The organism is Eisenbergiella porci, from assembly GCF_009696275.1.
Taxonomy (GTDB): Bacteria; Bacillota; Clostridia; order Lachnospirales; family Lachnospiraceae; genus Eisenbergiella; species Eisenbergiella porci.
This window is the reverse complement of the sequence record NZ_VUMI01000047.1, coordinates 17,449-36,216: the sequence shown is the minus strand read 5'-3', so window position 1 is coordinate 36,216 and position 18,768 is coordinate 17,449. Positions and strand designations below refer to the sequence as shown.

Genomic DNA, 18,768 nt, shown 5'->3' with positions numbered 1-18,768 from the left:
ATTCACTATATATGGTATCATACTTCAAAAAAACAACCCGGAAGATTCATCAATCCTCCGGGTTTAGTAATTTCCGCGCCCTTTTTTCAGGCCATCCGGCCTGTATCCAGGCAATTTTCATGTATCTTTTTCTTCTGCTTACAGCATGGTTCTGCGCAGTTCCTCACCGCTCTTTGCGCTCAGATAGGCGGGCGCGATATCGAATACTGTCCTGCAGCCGGACTGTCCTTCTTCTGCCAGACGGTATGCCGCCCTTGCAAAAGCCACCAGTATGGAAGAAGTGAAGGCCGGATTGGAATCCAGCTTGAGGCTGTATTCAATCACGTTCCCAAACTCCTCATTCCAGCCTGTCTTACCGCTGCGGATGACAAAGCCGCCGTGAGGGATGCCGCTGTGATCCCGCTTCATTTCCTCTTCGCTGATAAAGTGTACGGTGGTATCGTATTCGTCAAAATAGTTGGGCATCGTCTTGATTTCTTCTTCAATACGCGCCTTATCCGCTCCTTCCTGCGCTACCACAAAACATTCTCTCGTATGCTTCTGCCTGGTGGTCAGCTCCGGGTTTTCTCCGGCTCTAACGCTGGCCAGCGCTTCGTCCACGGGAATGGTGTACTGCCTTGCATCCGCTACCCCTTCAATCCGGCGGATGGCATCGGAATGTCCCTGGCTGACACCCTTGCCCCAGAAGGTATAATCCTTACCCTGCGGGAGTACCGCGTTTGCGTACAGGCGGTTCAGTGAAAACATACCCGGATCCCAACCGCAGGAAATGATGCCTACCTTTCCGCTCTTCTTCGCCGCCTCGTCAACAGCCATAAAGTGTTCCGGGATCTTCGCATGGGTGTCAAAACTGTCTATTACATTAAAATACTGCACGAACTCAGGTGTCTGCACAGGCAGATCCGTGGCGCTTCCGCCGCAGAGAATCATGACATCGATTTTATCCTGCATCTGCACCGCATCTTCAATTCTGCAGACAGGAACGCCCTGTGTCTGAATCCTGACGGATTCCGGCGCGCGTCTTGTAAATACTGCCGCCAGTTCCATATCCGGGTTCTGCTTAATCGCACATTCTACGCCTCTGCCCAGGTTTCCATAGCCTAATATGCCAATTCTTATGCTCATCTGAATCCTCCTCTGAAATATTTTCTTTATCATCCTAACATAATTGGGAGGGAAATTCCATAATTCTTTTGGCGGGGGAGGAGTGAGGTGCCAGCCATGTTCGGTCCCAGGGCGGGGGCGGCGGGGGTGTTTACTGAGCCAGTCTCAAAAACGGGGTGTTTCTAACTGTCCCGAAAAGCCAGGATTTCGCCAACGCGGCTGGAACTCCTCAGACAGCGACTGGCGTCTGCTGTCTTCGTCAGACAAGCCGCTAGGGGCGGCGGAATCCTGGCCTTTCGGGGCAGTAAGAAACATCACCGTTTTTTCCAATGGTTCTGTAAACACTCCCCGCCGCCCCCGCCCTGGGACCGAACATGGCTGGCACCTCACTGGCTGGCCGGAAGAATATTGAATACCACTACTAAATAGTGGGATAAAGGATTTGGGGGAAAAAGGGCTGTGGATCCCGTAACTGTAGTGATATTCTGCAGGTGGGGGATCCACAGTCATTTTTATATTAATGTCATAAACTATTTGTGTTGATTTATTGGTAGATCTTCAGGATTGTGGATTGTGCGGGCAGCAGGGTGAGGCGGAGGGTGTTGGACTGGGGTTCTGTTACTTTTTTGGTCCAGAGGTCTTTTATTTTGTAGGGGTGTCCGGGGGTGAGGCCCAGTTTTTCCAGGGGGATTTCTACAAGGCGCTCGTCGGACAGGCTGTAGTTGAATACTGCGGCTATTGTGGCATCCTCGTCTTTGCGGACGAAGGTGTCGGCGGCGAATTCTCCGGCGGCTCCGGAAACAGGGCGGAAGCTTTCGCCTTTTCTGGTTATGGCGTTGATTTCCTCGTTTGTCAGGATCGTTCTGGCGCGCTCCCTGGCTTCGGGGATTCCGTAGTCATCGCTGGTGAGCATCAGGCTTCCGCAGATCACGCCGGTGTGGTAGCGGGTCCTGCCTTCTTCCAGGGTGGTGGAGTGTTTGTCGTAGGTTTTGTAGGTTACGATGTGGTCCGGGTCGTTGAAGCGGTAGAGGCAGTCGTTCATCCACCAGAGGTAGGTGATGCAGTTGTTCAGGTAGGCTGACTGGTCCAGGCTTCCGAAGGCGTCGCAGGATATTCTTCTGGCGTGTCCGTAGCCGTGCGGCATTATGGGCGCGATGGAGAGGCTGATAAAAATGGGGTAGCCTGCCCGTTCTTCGGAGAGGCATTTTGTGAAATGGCTCATTCCATAGTTGAAGGCCTGTACGCCGGTGGTGATTTCTTTGTTGTAAAATACGCCTTCGCGGCAGCCATGGCCAACAAAGTCGGTTTTGACACTGCGGAAGCCCCATTTTATGATGTTGTCCGTTTCATAGGAGATGTAATCCAATGTGCCCGGATGTGTGGGATCCAGGGAATACAGGCCGTCTATCTGGGGAAGGATCTTTCCGTCTTCGTCACGCAGGAGAAGGTCTTCAAACAGGTAATTTCCGTTGGTGCCGGGCACTTCCTGTTTAAACTGGTGTTCGTGGGTGATAAAGGGGCTGTAGTATGTTCCCGGTTCCTGGCCGTTTGCTTCCGCATAGGCCACGGAGTCGCGCATTTTGTTGGTAAAGCGGCCCCACGCCGCATCGTAGTTTACATATTGTTTGCCATCCGATCCCTGGTAGGTATCCTTGATGGATTTCATAAAGTCACAGGCTTCCTTATATTTTTCAAAGGATACCTTGCCCATCAGGGCTGCCCAGCTGTTCCAGCCGAAGATTACAGGGCCGTTCCAGGGAAGGGCGGGACGGATCGCCGCATTGGCTTTTCCATATACCGCAAGGCCGGACTGGAAATCTTTGAACCAGCCCAGGAAAATACGGGCGCTGCTGATCTCTTTCCCGGTAAGATATCCGTGTCTGGCGCCGTCCAGATCCCTTGTGTCTTCCGTTGCTACGCCGGAGATCGCTTCCAGGCACACAATGCTTCCGTCCTTGTCGGTTTTGGCGGAAAAGCCGGTCTTCCAGCAGTCGTGATCCACGGAGCCCATAACCAGGCCGGACGCGGCTTCTTTCGGATGGATTACAGTGAATTCATAGGACATGGAAGAGTATTTTACCGGATAGTCCACGAATTTTGCCCATTTATCGTTGTCAAAGGGGGCGGAGAGGAAGCGGATTTCTTCTCCTTCCATAGAAAGGACCGGCTGCTCTCCATGGCCGCAGACAGGCGTCATGCAGTTAGTGGTGATTGTATCAGGGCTTTTTGCGGTCAGGCGGATGGTCATGTATTCTTCATAGAGGTCGAACTGCTGTATCAGCTGTATCCTGCCTCCGTCCTCATGCACAAACTCCGCCCTGCGGCAGCTTCCTATTTCGGTGGTAACCTCCGTCTCCCTTTTTTTATGCAGCTTCATATCCGTTGTTTTCAGGCAGGTGCCGTCCTGCAGCTTTACCTGCGCATATAAATCCCTGCATTCCCCTCCTGCAAAGCGAAGGGTAAAGCGTCCGGTTTCCTCGTCTAAAATCAGGCCTTCCCAATTCATACTTAATTTTCTCCCATCTGTCCGCTCAGGCGGGCATTATTTTTTCTTATCCTTTTGTGATTCTCAGAATGGTTGACTGTGCGGGTATTAAAGAAACCCTGATAACTCCGCTGTCAGCCTCTGTTTCCTGTCTGCTCCACAGATCTCTTATTGTATACCTTTCCCCGGCGGAAAGTCCCAGCTTTTCCAGAGGGATTTCCATATGGCGTTCGTCCGACAGGCTGTAGTTAAATACTCCCACCAGTACCGCGTCCTCCTCCTGCCTCATAAATACATCCGCCGCAAATTCTCCCCGTGCGCCCGATACGGGGCGGAAGGCTCCGCCTTTTCTGGCCACAGCGTTTACCTCCTCATTGGTAAGCACCAGGCGGGAACGTTCACGGGCGGCAGGCATTCCGTAATCATCGCTGGCAAGCATCAGGCCGCCGCAGATAACTCCCGTATTCATACGGGTAATACCCTCTTCCGGCGTCGTGGTATGCTTGTCATAGGTTTTATAGGTAACGATATGATCCGGATCATTAAAGCGGTACAAACAGTCATTCATCCACCATAAATAGGTGATGCAGTTATTCAGATAAGCCGACTGATCCAGGCTCCCGAAGGAATCACAGGAAATCCTTCTGGCATGGCCGTAGCCGTGAGGCATAATCGGGGCAATGGAAAGGCTGATAAGAATGGGATAACCGGCCCTTTCCTCAGAAAGGCATCTTACAAAATGGCTCATTCCGTAATTGTAAGCCTCCACCCCTGTGGTAATGTCTTTATTATAGAATACACCCTCCCGGCAGCCATGGCCCGTAAAATCTGTCTTTACCAACCTGTACCCCCATTGTATCAGCTTTCCGGTCACATATTCCATATATTCCAGCACGCCGGGATGGGTTGCATCCAGTGAATAAAGTCCGTCCACCGGCGGAAGCACCTCTCCATGCTCATCCCGCAGCATCAGATCCCGGTACAGATAATTTCCTCCCGTGCCCGGAACCTCTTTGTCAAACCAGGGCTCCAGAACAATGAAAGGGCAGAAGTAAGCGCCTGCCTTCTGGTTGTTTGCCCCGGCATATTCCACGGTTTCCTGCATTTTGTTGGTAAAACGTTCCCAGCCCGCATCATAGTCAATATACTGAGTGCCGTCTGCATCGTGGAACGTTTCCTGGATGCTCTTCATAAAATCACTGGCTTCTTTGTACTTTTCAAAGGAAATCAAAGGCATCAGCGCCGCAAAGCTGTTCCAGCCAAAGGGCGCGGGCCCCTTCCAGGGCAGCGCAGGCCGGATTGCCGCATTGCAGGCCCCGTAGGTCTTCAGGCCCTCCTGGATGGAATCAAAGTACCCCACGAAAATACGAGCGCTCTTTATATTCATCCCGTGCACATAGCCATGGGCTATGCCATTGAGATCCCTGGTATCCTCCGTCGCCGCGCCGCAAACCGCGCGGATGCCTGTTACGCCGCTTCCTTCTTCTGTTTCCGCCAGAAAGCCTGTTTTCCAGTGATCGTGATCCACGGAACCCAAAACCAGCCCCGCTTCGCTGTTTTCTTCATGAAGCGCCGTGAATTCATAGGACATCCGGGCATATTGGATGGGATAATCCACGAATTTTGCCCATTTGTCATTGTCAAAGGGCGCGGACAGGAAACGGATGTCCTCCTCCATATCCAGTTTTCCTTCCTCTCCGGGGCAGAGCGGCGCAATATAGTTGCTCTGTGTTTCCCGGCTGCCAAGCAGCGCGGCGGATACGGTCAGGAAGTCTGCGTAAATACAGAATTCCTGGACCAGTCTCCACTCCTGACCGCCGGAATGGAGGAAGCACACCTTCCGGCAGCGCCCCGGCTCTTCATCGCTCTGTGTTTCCGATATTTCATGCTTCCACAGATCTGTGGTTTTTAAAAGCCTTCCGTCCTTAAGCCTGACGGCCGCGCACATATCCTTAAGAGCTCCCCCCTGAAGCTCCAGTGAATAAGTGCCGCTCTCCTGATCCAGGCATATATTTATTTTATCATTTCCCCTGTTATAAACCATAATTAACCCCCATAGTAAACATCGTCCGAATGCCTGTTTTTAATCAGGCCTTAACCGCTCCGAGCATAATTCCCTTGACAAAATATTTCTGGATAAAAGGATATACCATAATGATCGGTATGGTCGCCACCATGGTTGCAGCCATCCGGATGCTGTCCGGCGTCACCGTCATTCCGGATTTCGCGTTTGACATCTGCTGGGATACACTCCCTCCCGTCTGATACTGGTTCAGGATTTCCACCAGCACGGACTGCATGGGTTTCAGGCTCTGGGACGATGTATACAGGTAAGCGTCGAACCAGGAGTTCCACTGGTTGACCGCCACAAACAAACCTATCGTCATCAGAATCGGCTTCGCCAGCGGCAGCACCAGCCGGAAAAATACGGTCAGATCCGTGGCGCCGTCTATCTTCGCCGCCTCAAACAGGGATTCCGGCATGGATTCCACATAGGATCTTACCAGTATCATATTGTATACACTCATCATCAGCGGGAAAATAAATACCCAGAAGGTATTCAGCATGTGAATCCCCTTTAACACCATATAGTACGGAACCAGCCCGCCGCCGAAATACATGGTGAAAATAAACAGCAGGTTCCAGAACTTACGCCCTACCAGATCCTTTCTGGACAGTGAATAGGCAAGCATGGAGGTTGCCAGCACTGCTATGGGCGTTCCGATGACCGTCCTTGCCACGCTCACCTTGATGGAGCCAAGGAATGTTTTCTTGGTGAGTATTTCCATATAGCTTGAAAAGCTCAGCTTTCTGGGAAGGAAATACAGCCCTCCGCGGATGGCATCCGTGGCATCGTTGATAGAAATAATAAAAATATTCCAGAACGGATATACCGTAATAATAGTAACCACGGAGAGAACGATAACCTTAAGGATATCAAGAATCCAGTCTTCCTTGCTTCTATGTCTGATTTTTCTATTTTTCATGTTCTTACCCCCTGCATATCACAGGCTTGCCTGCAATACAGCATTAATCAGTAGTTTGAAGGGAACCTTCAAACTCTCGTCCTCCCTTAAAACAGTGCCGAATCGTTCAGCTTCTTCGTAATTGAATTGGCGCTCAGCACCAGGATAAACGATACAATGGACTTAAACAGGCCAACTGCGGTGCCGTAGGAATACATCCCGTTTTTCATACCATACCGGTAAGCGTAGGTATCAAGCACGTCCGAATAATTCAGGATGGAATCGTTCTGCATCAGCAGCTGCTGCTCAAAGCCTGTATTCAGGATTCCTCCGATGGCGAGAATCAACAGAATACAGATGGTAGGCCTGATTGCCGGAAGCGTGATGTGAATAATCCGCTGCACCCGGTTGGCGCCGTCCACCTCCGCCGCTTCATACTGTTCCTGATCTATGCCTGAAATCGCCGCCAGATAGATGATGGCGTTATAGCCCATGACCTTCCATGTATTGGCGATTGCAATGATCCACCAGAAATAAGGCCCCTTCTGGAAGAACAGGATATCCTCATCCGTAAAATGAAGGAACTGAAGGATATCGTTTACCACACCGTCACCCGAAAGGAAGGTGAGGAAAATATTCGCCGCAATAACCCAGGAAATAAAGTAGGGAAGATAGGATGCGGTCTGCACGAACTTTTTCATCCGCATACTGCGCACCTCATTCAGGAAAATAGCGATCAGGATAGGCGCCGGGAAGGAAAACAGCAGAGTCAGAAGGCTGGTAGCCAGCGTGTTGCGCATAATCATTACAAAATCGTTCTGAAAGAAATATTCAAACCAGTCCACCCCTACAAACGGCGCTCCCAGCAGATCGTGGAAATACCCTTCCGTTGTGGGCGAATAGTTTGTGAAGGCCATGTAAAGCCCGGTCATTGGAGCATAGCATATAAATACAACCCAGACAACGGCCGGCAGCATCAGCAAAAACAAATATCTCTGATTCCACAGTCTGCTTTTCAGCGGTTTTTTAGGCGGCTTCACTGCAGCACTTTTCGCCATATTAATACCCCCTTTTTTTAAGAAACGCGGTTTGTTTAAACCGCGTTTCCAATAGCTTCTTATGTTAATAAGTACCGGCTGTCCTAGTTATCCGCATTCCAGATTTCCATACGCGCTGCGTAATTTTCATTGATTTTCGCTTCTACCTCTTCCAGGCCTGCGGCTTCGCAGTCAGCGAGCATCTGATTATAAATCTTATCCACTTCCTCCGGGGATGCCGCGTTAATCATCTTTGGATAAGCCTGCTTGATGATATCCTGGACTTTCTGTGCCTTCAGGGCTACAGGATCGCTTCCTGTAGGAATCAGATTGTCAAATTCAGCGGTATCCCAATAGGTATTGGTCAGATTCTTATCCGCCCAGGTCGCTGTAATGTCTTTTCTGGACATCTGCATACGGCTGGGAGAACCGTCTTTATGGGTGGAGGCATTTCTTACAAACCAGGTCCATCTGGTAATACCGGTCTCTTCACGGGTCTTATCCAGATTGTTCTGCAGTCCGTCAAGAATTTCTTCGTTGGGCACATAGGTGTCACCGTCTTTTGTCCAGTGCACGCCCTCGATTCCCCATAACATCAGATCCTGATCCTCCTGGCTTGCGCAATAGTCGATGAATTTCAGGGCGGCGTCAAGGTTCTTGCAGTTATTGGTAATGGCAATGGCATCCCAGCCCAGGGAAGAACGCCCGCCCAGTGTTGTCTTATCAGGATCATAGCCATCAGGAACCACTTTATAGGCAAGGTAGTTGGCATCCGGTCCTACGGTGCTGTTCAGGCTGGAATTCGCGGTCCAGGCAGCCCAGTATGCACCGATGTATCCCAGAATATTTCCGGTTGACAGCTTCTGGTTAAACAGTTCATCGTTGTTGGAAACCCATTCCTTCTCCAGGAGTCCTTCCTCATAAACACCGTTGATAAAATGCATGGCTTCCAGATATCTGGGATCTCTGATTTCCCAGTAAAGCTTTCCGTCCTTTTCATAATAGGTTTTCATACCATACATGCCCAGGATGGCTCCCTTGCTGTCCTGTTCGTCCCCAAGGGTCAGTGCAAAGGTATTTTTCCCGTCAACCTCAGGATATTTTTCCTTATACTGGCGGAATACCTCCATGATTTCAGATGTGGTAAAGGGTTCGTCACTGTCCGCCCTTTCCTTGCCCACCAGCTCACACATGATATCGTATCTGAGAATAAATCCGCTTACCGGGTCGGGATCCATTCCATACCAGTTGGATAAATAATAGTTCTGTCCGTCAGTCCATCTCGTTTTCTTCAGGGTGTCACCGTACATCTCCTTGACATTAGGCATCTGATCGAGATAATCCGTCAGGTTAACAAGCGCCCCCGCTTCAATATATTTGTTTACAATATCGCTTCCCCTGTCCATCAGTACAATGTCGGGATAGTCCTTGCCGGCCAGCATAAGCGCCAGCTTCTCCGCAGGATCTCCCGTCGGGTTCACTACCTCGATATTGATTCCGGTCCGTTTCATCAGTTCAAGAGCTACGGGATCGTCAAACTGCTTGGAACCCGAGTTCTTATCGAAAAAAGTGAGCGTAGGCGTTTCCCCGCTGTCTGCCACAGATTCCGCTGCGCCTGCCGCGCTCTCTCCCCCCGCTGTTGTTGTGCTGCTGTTTCCGCAGCCGGCAAGCATGGAAACTCCCATTGCCAAGGTCAGAAACATTGCTATAGCCTTTTTCATAGTAACCTCTCCTTCTCTGTAAGATATGTACAATTAATAACTTTTACGTGCTTATAATACGTCGTTTTTAACGATACATACATATTAAAATTTAACACTCCATATAAAAATTACACATTTTTATACCTTTCGGAGAATATTTATATAAAAATATAACAATATGTGTTGAAATTTTACAGTTTATCTTTTTCCCCGCTCCGGACAATAGGCAGTTTTATTAAAACCCGGGTTCCTTCATTTATTTTACTGTACACTTTTACCCCGTAGTCCTGCCCATACTGCAGCTGGATTCGGATGGAAACATTTTTCAGCCCAAAGCCCCTCACCGCAGTCCGGATTTCGGAATTGATTTCCTTTACGGTATTTTCATCCATCCCCACCCCGTCATCTATGATGGTAAATACCATATAATCCGCCTCCTGCTTCAGCGTGACTGCAATATGAAGGACCTCTGTTTCATCCTTCATTGCATGATGAATCGCATTTTCCACAATGGGCTGGAGTATCAGCTTGATAATCAGACAGTCCATCAGATTCTCATCCAGATCACAGGTTATCTGAATGGCATCGCCGAAGCGGACCTTCTGTATTTCAAGATAATTCTCAAGGAGCTTCACCTCCTCCCTTACCGTAAGGATATTTTTCCCCTTATTCAGGGAAATCCTGTAAAACAAAGCGAGATGATCCACCATATCGGATATTTCCGAGTTCCCGCTGCGTATGGCCATGGAGGTAATTGAGGAAAGGACATTGTACAGGAAATGGGGGTTGATTTGTTCCTGAAGCAGGTTCAGCTCCGCCGCCTTACGAATCAGCTCCTTTTCATAAATATCCTTAATGAGATGCTTCACCATAAGGCTCATGTCGGAAAAAACCTCCGCCAGAATGCCGATCTCATCTCTGCCTCCGTCTTCAATTCTTTCACCGAATACGCCGTCCTTCATCTTTTCCACGGATTTTGTCAGCTCCTTGATCCTGCGTGTAATGAGTATGGAAATAATAGCGGAAAAGACCAGTGACATTCCGATTGCCAGCAGTCCAAACATTATGACGTTCTTCACGGAGGTACGGATATTCATTTCCAGCATGGGAACAGAAACAAGGGAAAGTATTTTCCAACCCTGGGGGCTTGTTACGGAGCTGACCAGCATTTCCTTGCCGTCATAAACCGCCGTATCACGCCTGTTATTCCCGATTTCTCCCTCATAGCCCTCCAGTATGTCATAGATGGAACGCCCAGTAAGGGACTTGTCCGCACAGGATACCACATGATTTTCCTCATCCAGAATCATCATTTCATCATCCCGGGATACTTCGGAAATCACACCCAGAAGATGCTTCTCATCAATCTCCATGCGCAGGACATTCCGTAGGCTTCCATAGCTGTAATAATCCAGTGAGCGCACCAGGTAAAACACATAATTTCCGTCCTTATTTACTCCGCCCCGCATAAATACCGACTTTCCATTTTCCGCCCTGGCGCGTCTGTACCACTCCTCCTGTTCGATTTCCTCCGTCACCTTATAGATAAAATAATAATCCTGGGCGATCGTCTGATTGGTGGTATAAATGGAAAAAGTGTTCACATCCGAATTGATCGCCATCATCGTACCGAAATAGTTCTTCAGGTAGTAGTACAGATCCTCATACCCATAATTGGTAAAGTCCACGGAAATCAGATCCTGGACCTGCTTATTCATGAATATCAGTGAGGAAGCGCTTTCATAGCCATCCAGAACCATATCCATGTTGTTGCTGGCCCTGGCGAGGTTTTCCTCCATGTTGCCATAGCTTTGTTCCAGCAGAATTTTTTCCGTATTCGTATAAGCATAGACGCCGAAGCCCACAATGGGCACCAGGGAGGTAATCAGAAAACCGAAAAAGAACTTCCAGCGCAGGGAGATGTTTTTTAATGTCATTTTAAGCTTATTCATTTTTTAACTCCTCTTACGTATATAAAAAACGGCTGTTCCCTCCGTATCCTCATCAAGGTACAGACATGAAACAGCCGCATCCGCTCACCCCAGTATTTCCAGCCGGTATTCATTGGGAGACACACCGAAGCGTCTGGCAAATACCGAACAGAAATAAGAATTGTTTTCATAGCCTACCATCCGGCTGATCTCCTTTACCTTGAGCCGCCTGTCCATTAATAGCGCGCAGGCCTTTCCCATACGGAATTCCACAATCCATTCATTTATCGTGGTTCCCTCGCTCTCCTTAAACAGGCTTCTGACATAGTTCGGACTCAGCCCGATATCTGAAGCAAGCGCCTCCACGCAGATGGAATCCCCGTAGTGTGCCTCCACATACTGCTTTACACAGCTCACCACATGCTCGTATTTCCGGCTCTCCTCCGCTTTTCTGTCTCCCAGCCTCCTGATTCCTTCCAGTCCGTTTTCCAAACAAAACCTGCGAAGCTCCTCCAGATTCAGCGCCTGATATACGGCAGCTTTCAATTCCGGTTTTCCGGGAAGCCGCGCCTCTTTCTTCCGGGCCGCACAAGCATCATAAATCTCCGACAAAAAGAAGCTCATTTCCTCCAGGATATAAAAACATTTTCTTGGGTTATTATTCAGTTTATCAAAATATTCCAGTAAAAAAACTTCCAGCCTGTCCGCCTTCTTTTCCAGGCACTGGGTATGAAGAAGCTCCTTCATTTCTCCCAGTATCCGGCGGGATACCTCCCTGTTTTCTTCCTCCCCTTCCAGAAGCTTTACCTGCTCCTCCAGCTGCCTGGCGCTTATTACATTTCCGCCCGGCACATAAAAGGCGCGTTCCCGTAGTTCCTCCAGAAACCGGACCGCATCATAAAGCTGATCCACGGACAGCTTTTCGGGATAAAAAATTACGCAGGTATGCAGCCCCAGTTCTTCCAGCCTGGCGCAGATACGTTCTGCGGATTCCCTGAAATCCACGAAATAACGGACCAGATAGTAGGTACCCTTTTTACCCCCCCGAATGGAATACACCACCTCGGACAGGCTGTTTTCCACCTGTTCCATGATATAATCCTCCGGGCAGGCCTTGGTGGTAACAAGCCCGAACCATTCCTCCTTATCCCATTCACAGATATCAAGGAACTGCCGGCAGGCCTCCCTGCCGGACTCGCCCTCGTTATCAATCACCTTGCATAAAAGCCTTTTCCCATACACCCTGACAGACTTCTTCAGCAGCTCCTCTTTATGCAGAAGCTCCTTCACACGATCCATAGCTGTCCTGATTTTATCAAAAGAAAACGGCTTCAGGATATAATCCACGGCCTCCACCTGAAGGGCGGCCTTGGCGTACTCAAATTCATCATAACCGGTCAGGAACACCACCTTCGTGGTACATCCGTCCGCATACATCTGCCTAGCCAGCTCAATTCCGTTCATTACCGGCATATGTATATCGGTAATCATCACATCCGGCTTCAGCCGCAGTACCTTATCATAGGCATCCCTTCCGCTTCTTGCCGTATATACCCTGTCAAAGCCCAGTTTCTCCCAGGCAATATAATCCCTCAGGGTTTCCAGCTCCAGTCTTTCATCATCCACAAGCAGCAGACTATACATTTTTTATCCCCCCCGCACAAACGCAACTGACATTCATGGAAAACACCATGGCTTCCCGCTGCATTTATTATATTGAAAAAAGGGAGATTTAACAAGATGGAAACCCCCGGCAAACCTGTCTTACTGGTACATTGTGAGGTATTTCGCAGTATTTTCTACCATTGTGTTGTACAATATTCTGGCATCCTTAAGACCCAGCTCCATATTGGGATCCATACAGAAGGCCTGGAACGCCAGCTCCAGATCCCGGCCCATGGCAGCCTCCACGGTCATTTCCTGAATACCGCATACCCTGCTTACAAGCGGGTACACGCTCTGCGGTACCGGCCCGGCAAATACAGGCCGGACAGAGTCCGCGCTAAAATGCGCATTTGTTTCCACAACGGCGCCCAGCGGCAGGTTGGGAATCTGGCCGCAGTTGGGTATGTTCACATTGGTCACCAGATCGCGCAGGCCCAGCAGGGAACGCATCTGCTGCACCCCTTCCTCACCGGTCTGATTGATCGTCATTTCCTCCTCGCCCTTGTAAAGCCGCTCGCTCCTGGCCAGACGGTTCTTCAGATCTTCCTTCCTCCAGGATACCGGGGTCAGCTTAAAGCCCCAGGAATGTGCGGTTTCTTCATCCTTCAGATACCAGGAGCCGGGACAGAATTCCGCCAGATGCCTGTCGCCCGCCGCTGCAATCGCGCCGTATTTAAGGAACAGATCCAGCTTGACCTGCTCGCGGCTGTCAAAGAAACGGTTCAGCCAGTTTTCATCCGCCTTTTCCCCGAAGCCCTCATCCCTGTATTTCAATGCAAACTCCCGGTAGATGGGGAACAGATCCATATTCTTATACTGCGCTGCCGTAAGCCAGGTAAAATGATTGATTCCTACCACATTTACCCGGATATCCTCTCTCTGCGCCCCCTGGATGCCCTTGATATCCTCCAGCGCCAGGCCCAGAAGCTTCTGGGTTCCGAATACCTCATGGCAGCAGCCAAAGGCCTTGATTTTGGGAAATACGCGGTACAGCGTCTTCACGCATACCGTCATGGGATTGGTATAATTGATGACCCAGGCCTGCGGGCAGTATTCCCTGATAGCTGCGGCAAATTCTTCAAACATCGGTATCGTGCGCAGCGCCCTCATAAGGCCCCCCGGTCCCGTGGTATCCCCAACAGACTGGTAAATACCGAATTTTTCCGGGGCATGGACATCGCTTTCCATTTCGTCAAAGGTGCCCGGCATAATGGAAATCACTACGAAATCCGCCCCTGTCAGCGCCTCCTTCATAGTTTCCACCGCTTTATAATTCCACGCGGATCTGCATTCCTTCAAGTCCTTCATTTTGTTGCCGATGCATTCATTTCTGGCCGCAGCTTCCCTGTCGATATCATACAGGAATACACTGCCGCTCATATCCTGTGCAGCCGCCAGGTCGCTCATAAGCCCCCATGCCCAGCCGCGGGAGCCTCCCCCGATATAGGCGATTTTAATGTCCTCCGCTCCGTTGTTCGTATACCTCATAATACTCATCCTCCAAATATTTTCTCACTGTTCAGTAACTGCCCAACCGCTTCGCACTTACTGTCCGATAGCATTATACTAGCACGCAAGAAATAAGAATACAGCAAAATAAATGCTTATTTTATAAAAGAACCGTTCAGATATTGCTCTTTATTTTTTGGGGTTATATAATACGGATGTAAAAGTTTATCCGGCTTCCCCATGCTTCGGCAATGCGGCTGACAGCCGGAAAAATAAAAAATCTGCATTCCAGTATGTTTTCCAGGAGGAAAAAAGGATGCTTCACACAGCCTTTGAGCCCTATGAAGAATTTCTGGTGGAATATATCCGGAAGCCGGAAAAAAGTGATATGAAGGTACAGCATTATCATGACACCTATGAGATTTACCTGCAGATATCCGGAGATCGGACCCTGATTCTGAACGATGTGCGCTATACCCTGAGGCCGGGGGATCTGTATATCCTCAAGCCCTTTGAGATTCATTATACGGAGAGCCGGGAATCCGACTCCTACGAGCGTTATATTATCAATCTTCCCGTTCCGGTACTGCATTCCCTGCTTACCGAAGGGGAAACACGCCTGCTGCTTCATAAACTGGATTCCTGTGTGCTGCATTTATCCGACGAACAGGCGGCCGAAGTGCTGGAACATTTTAAGAAAGCGGATGCCTGCCATAACAGAAGCGGTTTTCTTGCAGAAAAGCTGCTTTGCTCCGTCATCCTGCAGCTGCTGGTACTGCTGGGTGAGCTTTTGGAGGACGCAGGCGCCCAGGATACTCTGGACGGCAAAAGCATCCAGCCTGAAATCGTATCCGTTATCCATTATATCAATACCCATTATCAGGAAAACATTACCCTGGATGCCGCGGCCGGGCTGGTCCATATGAGCCGTTACCATTTCTGCCGCCTGTTTGGCAGCGCCACCGGGGCCACTTTCCTGGAATACTTATACAACGTCAGGCTTTCCAAGGTACACCAGCTGCTCCTGGACACCCGGCTGCCCCTCAGCCAGATTGCGGAAAAATGCGGTTTTACCTCCACAGCGCACCTTTCCCGGGTTTTCCGGGATGCCTATGGTGTCTCTCCCAGGGAATTTCGGAAGTCTGCTGCAGATAAGGAGCCGCCGGAGCAACAGTAGCGGCCAAAGCTTCCGATGCCGCCAAAGCAGCCTACGGTTCCGCCTGCTCCTGAAGAAAGCTGTAGAAATGCATGATATTCATATCGCAAGGCTCCTCCTTCCCATGGGTTCCAAGGAAGCCAAGCATCCGGTGACAGCCATGATCCGGGGCAAAGGCCAGCGCGGTACGGTGTCCCTTCCAGCAGTCCCTGATTCTGTCGTAAATGCCGCACCAGGTATCGATATTCTCATCAAGAGCCTGCAGCGCCCGTTTTCCTTCCGGCGTCCTGCGGTGCATATAGTAATCATAATCCCCGTTATACAGAACGATAAGATCGTAAGTATCCTCAGCAATCAGCCCCATCGCCTTTTCATTACATTCCTGTTTTGTGGGATAGATAAAATAATCCACCTGCCTTTCCAGAAAAATCAGGGAAATACTGTCCCCTTGCGTGGAAATAACCGCCACACGTTTCCCTGCCTCCGGCAGCCTGTCAAAAACAGTTTCCGCCCCAAGCACCGGCTTCTCATATTTCATAATCCCATGCTGCGCCGGCTGCAGCCCGCTGTACATGGAAGCGAAGGCCACCGGCGTGACCGGCGGGACAACGGAACGCATGGGAAGCCTGAGCGCCGCCCGCTTTTCCAGCTGTGCAAAATGCGCCCTGTATTTTTCATAAATCCACATCGCCACCGCATCCGGATGGTACATAAAGACACGATCGCAGCCCCCCGCGCCATAGAGCTTTTCCGCCTGTGCAAGCACCCGCCTGTCAGGCTCCGCCATTTCCGCCCCCTTTTTTTCACCCAGCAGGGCTAAAACCGTTGCCGCCGTCTGTGTAATGCAGATTTCATTCAATCCGGCCATTATCCTGTCCTCCCGCTTAATAATTCTTACGAAACCGCAAGCAAAGATCCTATAGTGGACAGCAGGGAGCTGACCACCACAATAACCTGGAACGGTATGGTCCCCAGCCTTCCGCAGATAAGACTGCTCCCTTCATGTTTTCTGGAACGGTTATAAGCAATGATAATACCGATTCCCGTCAGCACCTGCACCACACCGGCCAGCCTGGTAAAGCCCACAAAGCTCTCCACGCCGATAAGCGCGATAACAAGACAGGGAAGGGAAGCGGCCAGCCAGCTCTTTTTCACACCCCAGCCGGTCTGCTCATTTACGATATCACGCAGGTTCAGTGTATTGGCCCAGAAAGATGTGGCAAGAGCCAGCAGGGAGAAAATATATCCGATAATACTCACCCAGCCGCCCAGATGAAGGGACAGATCCACCAGCGCGCCGTTTTCCGTCACCCCGCTGCCCGCCCCCAGAAGCGTCATAAAGGTAATCAGCAGAATCAGCCCCACATTGATTCCCGTACCTGCCGCAATGGAACCCATAATCTGATTCCTGTCCCCATTCAGCCCCTTTACCACCTGCGGCACGGACATCACCGCGGAAAGAGAGAAGGATACCATGCTGTAAAGCGCCAGCAGATTGGAAGCAGAAACAAAACTGGCCGGCAGAGGGCTGACATCGGAAATCAAAGTTGCGATAAACAGAATACCAATAACCCCCACCATGGAGAATACCGCGATTTTTTCACAGATTCCCACCAGCTTCATACCAATATAAACCACGCTCGCCGCAAGCACATAGAAAAGCAGCATCCCCGCCGCGGACGGCAGGCCGAACCAGGCCTCAAAGACAGCCGAAGCCCCGGCAATAAACCCGCTCACGTTCACCACCACGGAAAAGCCCAGCAGCCCGAAGGCAAACCAGGTCGCCGCCTTTTTCATCCTGCCCACAAAAAGCTCCTTCTCAAAGCACTTAATAAACTGTGCCCCGCCATTATTGTAGGACAGCTCCGCTATCATAAAATGCATCACCAGGTTAATCCCATACACCAAAAGGATAATCCAGAGAATATCATACCAACGGTTTCTGGACGCAAGAAAGGGCACCGACAAAATACCGGATCCCACTCCATGCCCCACAATAATGCTTGTTGCCTCAAAAAAAGTGAGCTTCGATTCACTCCTGATTTCCTTCATAACCACTATCCCTCCATTAACCGCCCGCTTATCCTGCGCTCAATACCACCGAACGGCAGGGAGCTCGTTGTTAACGCCTTTAGAGGCCAGCACCTGATGGATATCAATGATTCCATTATGGAAGGTTGCCGCGCAGGAGGACAGATAAAGCTCCCACATACGCAGGAATTTTTCATCAAACATCTGCTCCGCCTCTTCCATGTGCTCCCTGAAGTTATGCTCCCAGCAAAGCAGCGTCCGGTTATAATGAGGGCGCAGGTTCTCCACATCCAGGACATGGAAATTATCATCCGCCATGCAGGAAATCATTTCCCGCAGGCTGGGAACCACACCGCCCGGGAAAATATACTTCTTTATCCAGGGATCTCCGGGATGCTCCTTCAGGGCGCTGATAAAATGAAGCAGGAACAGGCCGCCGTCCTTCAGCGCCTTTTCCACGCAGTCTATAAACAGATGGTAATTCTCACGCCCCACGTGCTCCACCATACCTACGCTGACCACACGGTCGAATTTCTGCCCCATGGCGGGCAGATCCCGGTAATCCATCAGCTCAGCTGTCAGATAATCCTGTAACCCTTCCTTTTCTATCCGCTCCCGGAACTCCCTGTGCTGCTCCTTGCTTAAGGTAATTCCGGTGCCCTTAATATGGTATTTTTTTGCGGCCTCAATCAACAGGAACCCCCAGCCGCAGCCGATATCCAGAAGCGTCATGCCTTCCTTCAGGTACAGCTTCTGCAGAATGTAATCCACCTTATTTACCTGCGCCTGGTACAGGGTGTCGTTCTCACTGCGGAAATAAGCGCAGGAATAGCTCAGTGTTTCATCCAGCCACAGCTTGTAGAAATCATTTCCCAGATCGTAATGGCTGGTGACCTCCTTCTCCTGATTCTTCTTGGAGGTAGAGGTATGGATAAGCTTCTTCAGCGCATGCTGATCCGCTGAGAATTTTCCCATCTGACCCAGGAAATGATCCAGCGCCTGGTAAAGATCGCCTTCTATCTCAAGCTCGCCATCCATATAGGCCTCCCCCAGCGCCAGCGACGTACTCGTCATCAGTCGGGAAACAGGGATGGGATTTCTGAAAATAACGGTGAAGGACGGCTCTCCCTCACCAATAGTGTATTCATGCTCCTGGAACCGCACCAGGAAAGGGTAGTCTGTAAACTTTTCCAGAAATTGTATCATTGCTTTTTCTTCCATCACTTCAAGCATATTATTCC

Annotated in this window: 13 protein-coding genes; 1 reads left to right on the top strand and 12 read right to left on the bottom strand. The window is 50.1% G+C overall.

Annotated elements, in window-relative coordinates; translation table 11 throughout:
- Positions 1 to 138: 138 nt before the first annotated feature.
- From FYJ45_RS21930 to FYJ45_RS21890, 9 genes are all read right to left on the bottom strand, one after another.
- Positions 139 to 1,125 (bottom strand): diaminopimelate dehydrogenase, encoded by a 987-nt coding sequence (locus FYJ45_RS21930; protein WP_154467230.1) that lies wholly within the window; start codon positions 1,123 to 1,125, stop codon positions 139 to 141.
- Between the two features lie 523 nt (positions 1,126 to 1,648).
- Positions 1,649 to 3,610 carry an alpha-galactosidase gene (locus FYJ45_RS21925; protein WP_154467229.1) on the bottom strand — a complete coding sequence of 654 codons (1,962 nt, stop codon included), beginning with the start codon at positions 3,608 to 3,610 and terminating at the stop codon, positions 1,649 to 1,651.
- 46 nt (positions 3,611 to 3,656) lie between these two features.
- Positions 3,657 to 5,633, bottom strand: coding sequence for an alpha-galactosidase (locus FYJ45_RS21920; RefSeq protein ID WP_154467228.1), 1,977 nt, complete (start codon positions 5,631 to 5,633; stop codon positions 3,657 to 3,659).
- Between the two features lie 43 nt (positions 5,634 to 5,676).
- Positions 5,677 to 6,576 (bottom strand): carbohydrate ABC transporter permease, encoded by a 900-nt coding sequence (locus tag FYJ45_RS21915; RefSeq protein ID WP_021634187.1) that lies wholly within the window; start codon positions 6,574 to 6,576, stop codon positions 5,677 to 5,679.
- An 86-nt stretch (positions 6,577 to 6,662) separates the two neighbouring features.
- A complete protein-coding gene (locus tag FYJ45_RS21910; RefSeq protein ID WP_021634186.1) occupies positions 6,663 to 7,613 on the bottom strand; it encodes an ABC transporter permease in 951 nt (316 codons plus the stop codon).
- Between the two features lie 83 nt (positions 7,614 to 7,696).
- Positions 7,697 to 9,313, bottom strand: a complete 1,617-nt coding sequence (locus FYJ45_RS21905) for an extracellular solute-binding protein (protein ID WP_154467227.1) — start codon at positions 9,311 to 9,313, stop codon at positions 7,697 to 7,699.
- Between the two features lie 173 nt (positions 9,314 to 9,486).
- Complete coding sequence (locus FYJ45_RS21900) at positions 9,487 to 11,247, bottom strand: cache domain-containing sensor histidine kinase (protein WP_154467226.1); 1,761 nt, start codon at positions 11,245 to 11,247, stop codon at positions 9,487 to 9,489.
- An 84-nt stretch (positions 11,248 to 11,331) separates the two neighbouring features.
- Positions 11,332 to 12,870 (bottom strand): response regulator transcription factor, encoded by a 1,539-nt coding sequence (locus tag FYJ45_RS21895; protein WP_154467225.1) that lies wholly within the window; start codon positions 12,868 to 12,870, stop codon positions 11,332 to 11,334.
- A gap of 120 nt (positions 12,871 to 12,990) precedes the next feature.
- A complete protein-coding gene (locus FYJ45_RS21890; RefSeq protein WP_154467224.1) occupies positions 12,991 to 14,379 on the bottom strand; it encodes a family 4 glycosyl hydrolase in 1,389 nt (462 codons plus the stop codon).
- Between the two features lie 277 nt (positions 14,380 to 14,656).
- On the opposite strand from FYJ45_RS21890, the gene FYJ45_RS21885 reads away from it, so the two are divergent.
- Complete coding sequence (locus tag FYJ45_RS21885) at positions 14,657 to 15,517, top strand: AraC family transcriptional regulator (RefSeq protein ID WP_154467223.1); 861 nt, start codon at positions 14,657 to 14,659, stop codon at positions 15,515 to 15,517.
- 31 nt (positions 15,518 to 15,548) lie between these two features.
- On the opposite strand, the gene FYJ45_RS21880 is transcribed toward FYJ45_RS21885, so the two are convergent.
- From FYJ45_RS21880 to FYJ45_RS21870, 3 genes are read right to left on the bottom strand one after another with little or no spacing between them, the layout of a single operon-like run.
- The gene (locus tag FYJ45_RS21880; protein WP_154467222.1) at positions 15,549 to 16,364 is read right to left on the bottom strand and encodes an alkaline phosphatase family protein; all 816 of its coding nucleotides are present in this window, start codon (positions 16,362 to 16,364) and stop codon (positions 15,549 to 15,551) included.
- A 26-nt stretch (positions 16,365 to 16,390) separates the two neighbouring features.
- Complete coding sequence (locus tag FYJ45_RS21875) at positions 16,391 to 17,548, bottom strand: aromatic amino acid transport family protein (protein WP_021634175.1); 1,158 nt, start codon at positions 17,546 to 17,548, stop codon at positions 16,391 to 16,393.
- 39 nt (positions 17,549 to 17,587) lie between these two features.
- Positions 17,588 to 18,760, bottom strand: coding sequence for a class I SAM-dependent methyltransferase (locus tag FYJ45_RS21870; protein ID WP_154467221.1), 1,173 nt, complete (start codon positions 18,758 to 18,760; stop codon positions 17,588 to 17,590).
- Positions 18,761 to 18,768: the final 8 nt, after the last annotated feature.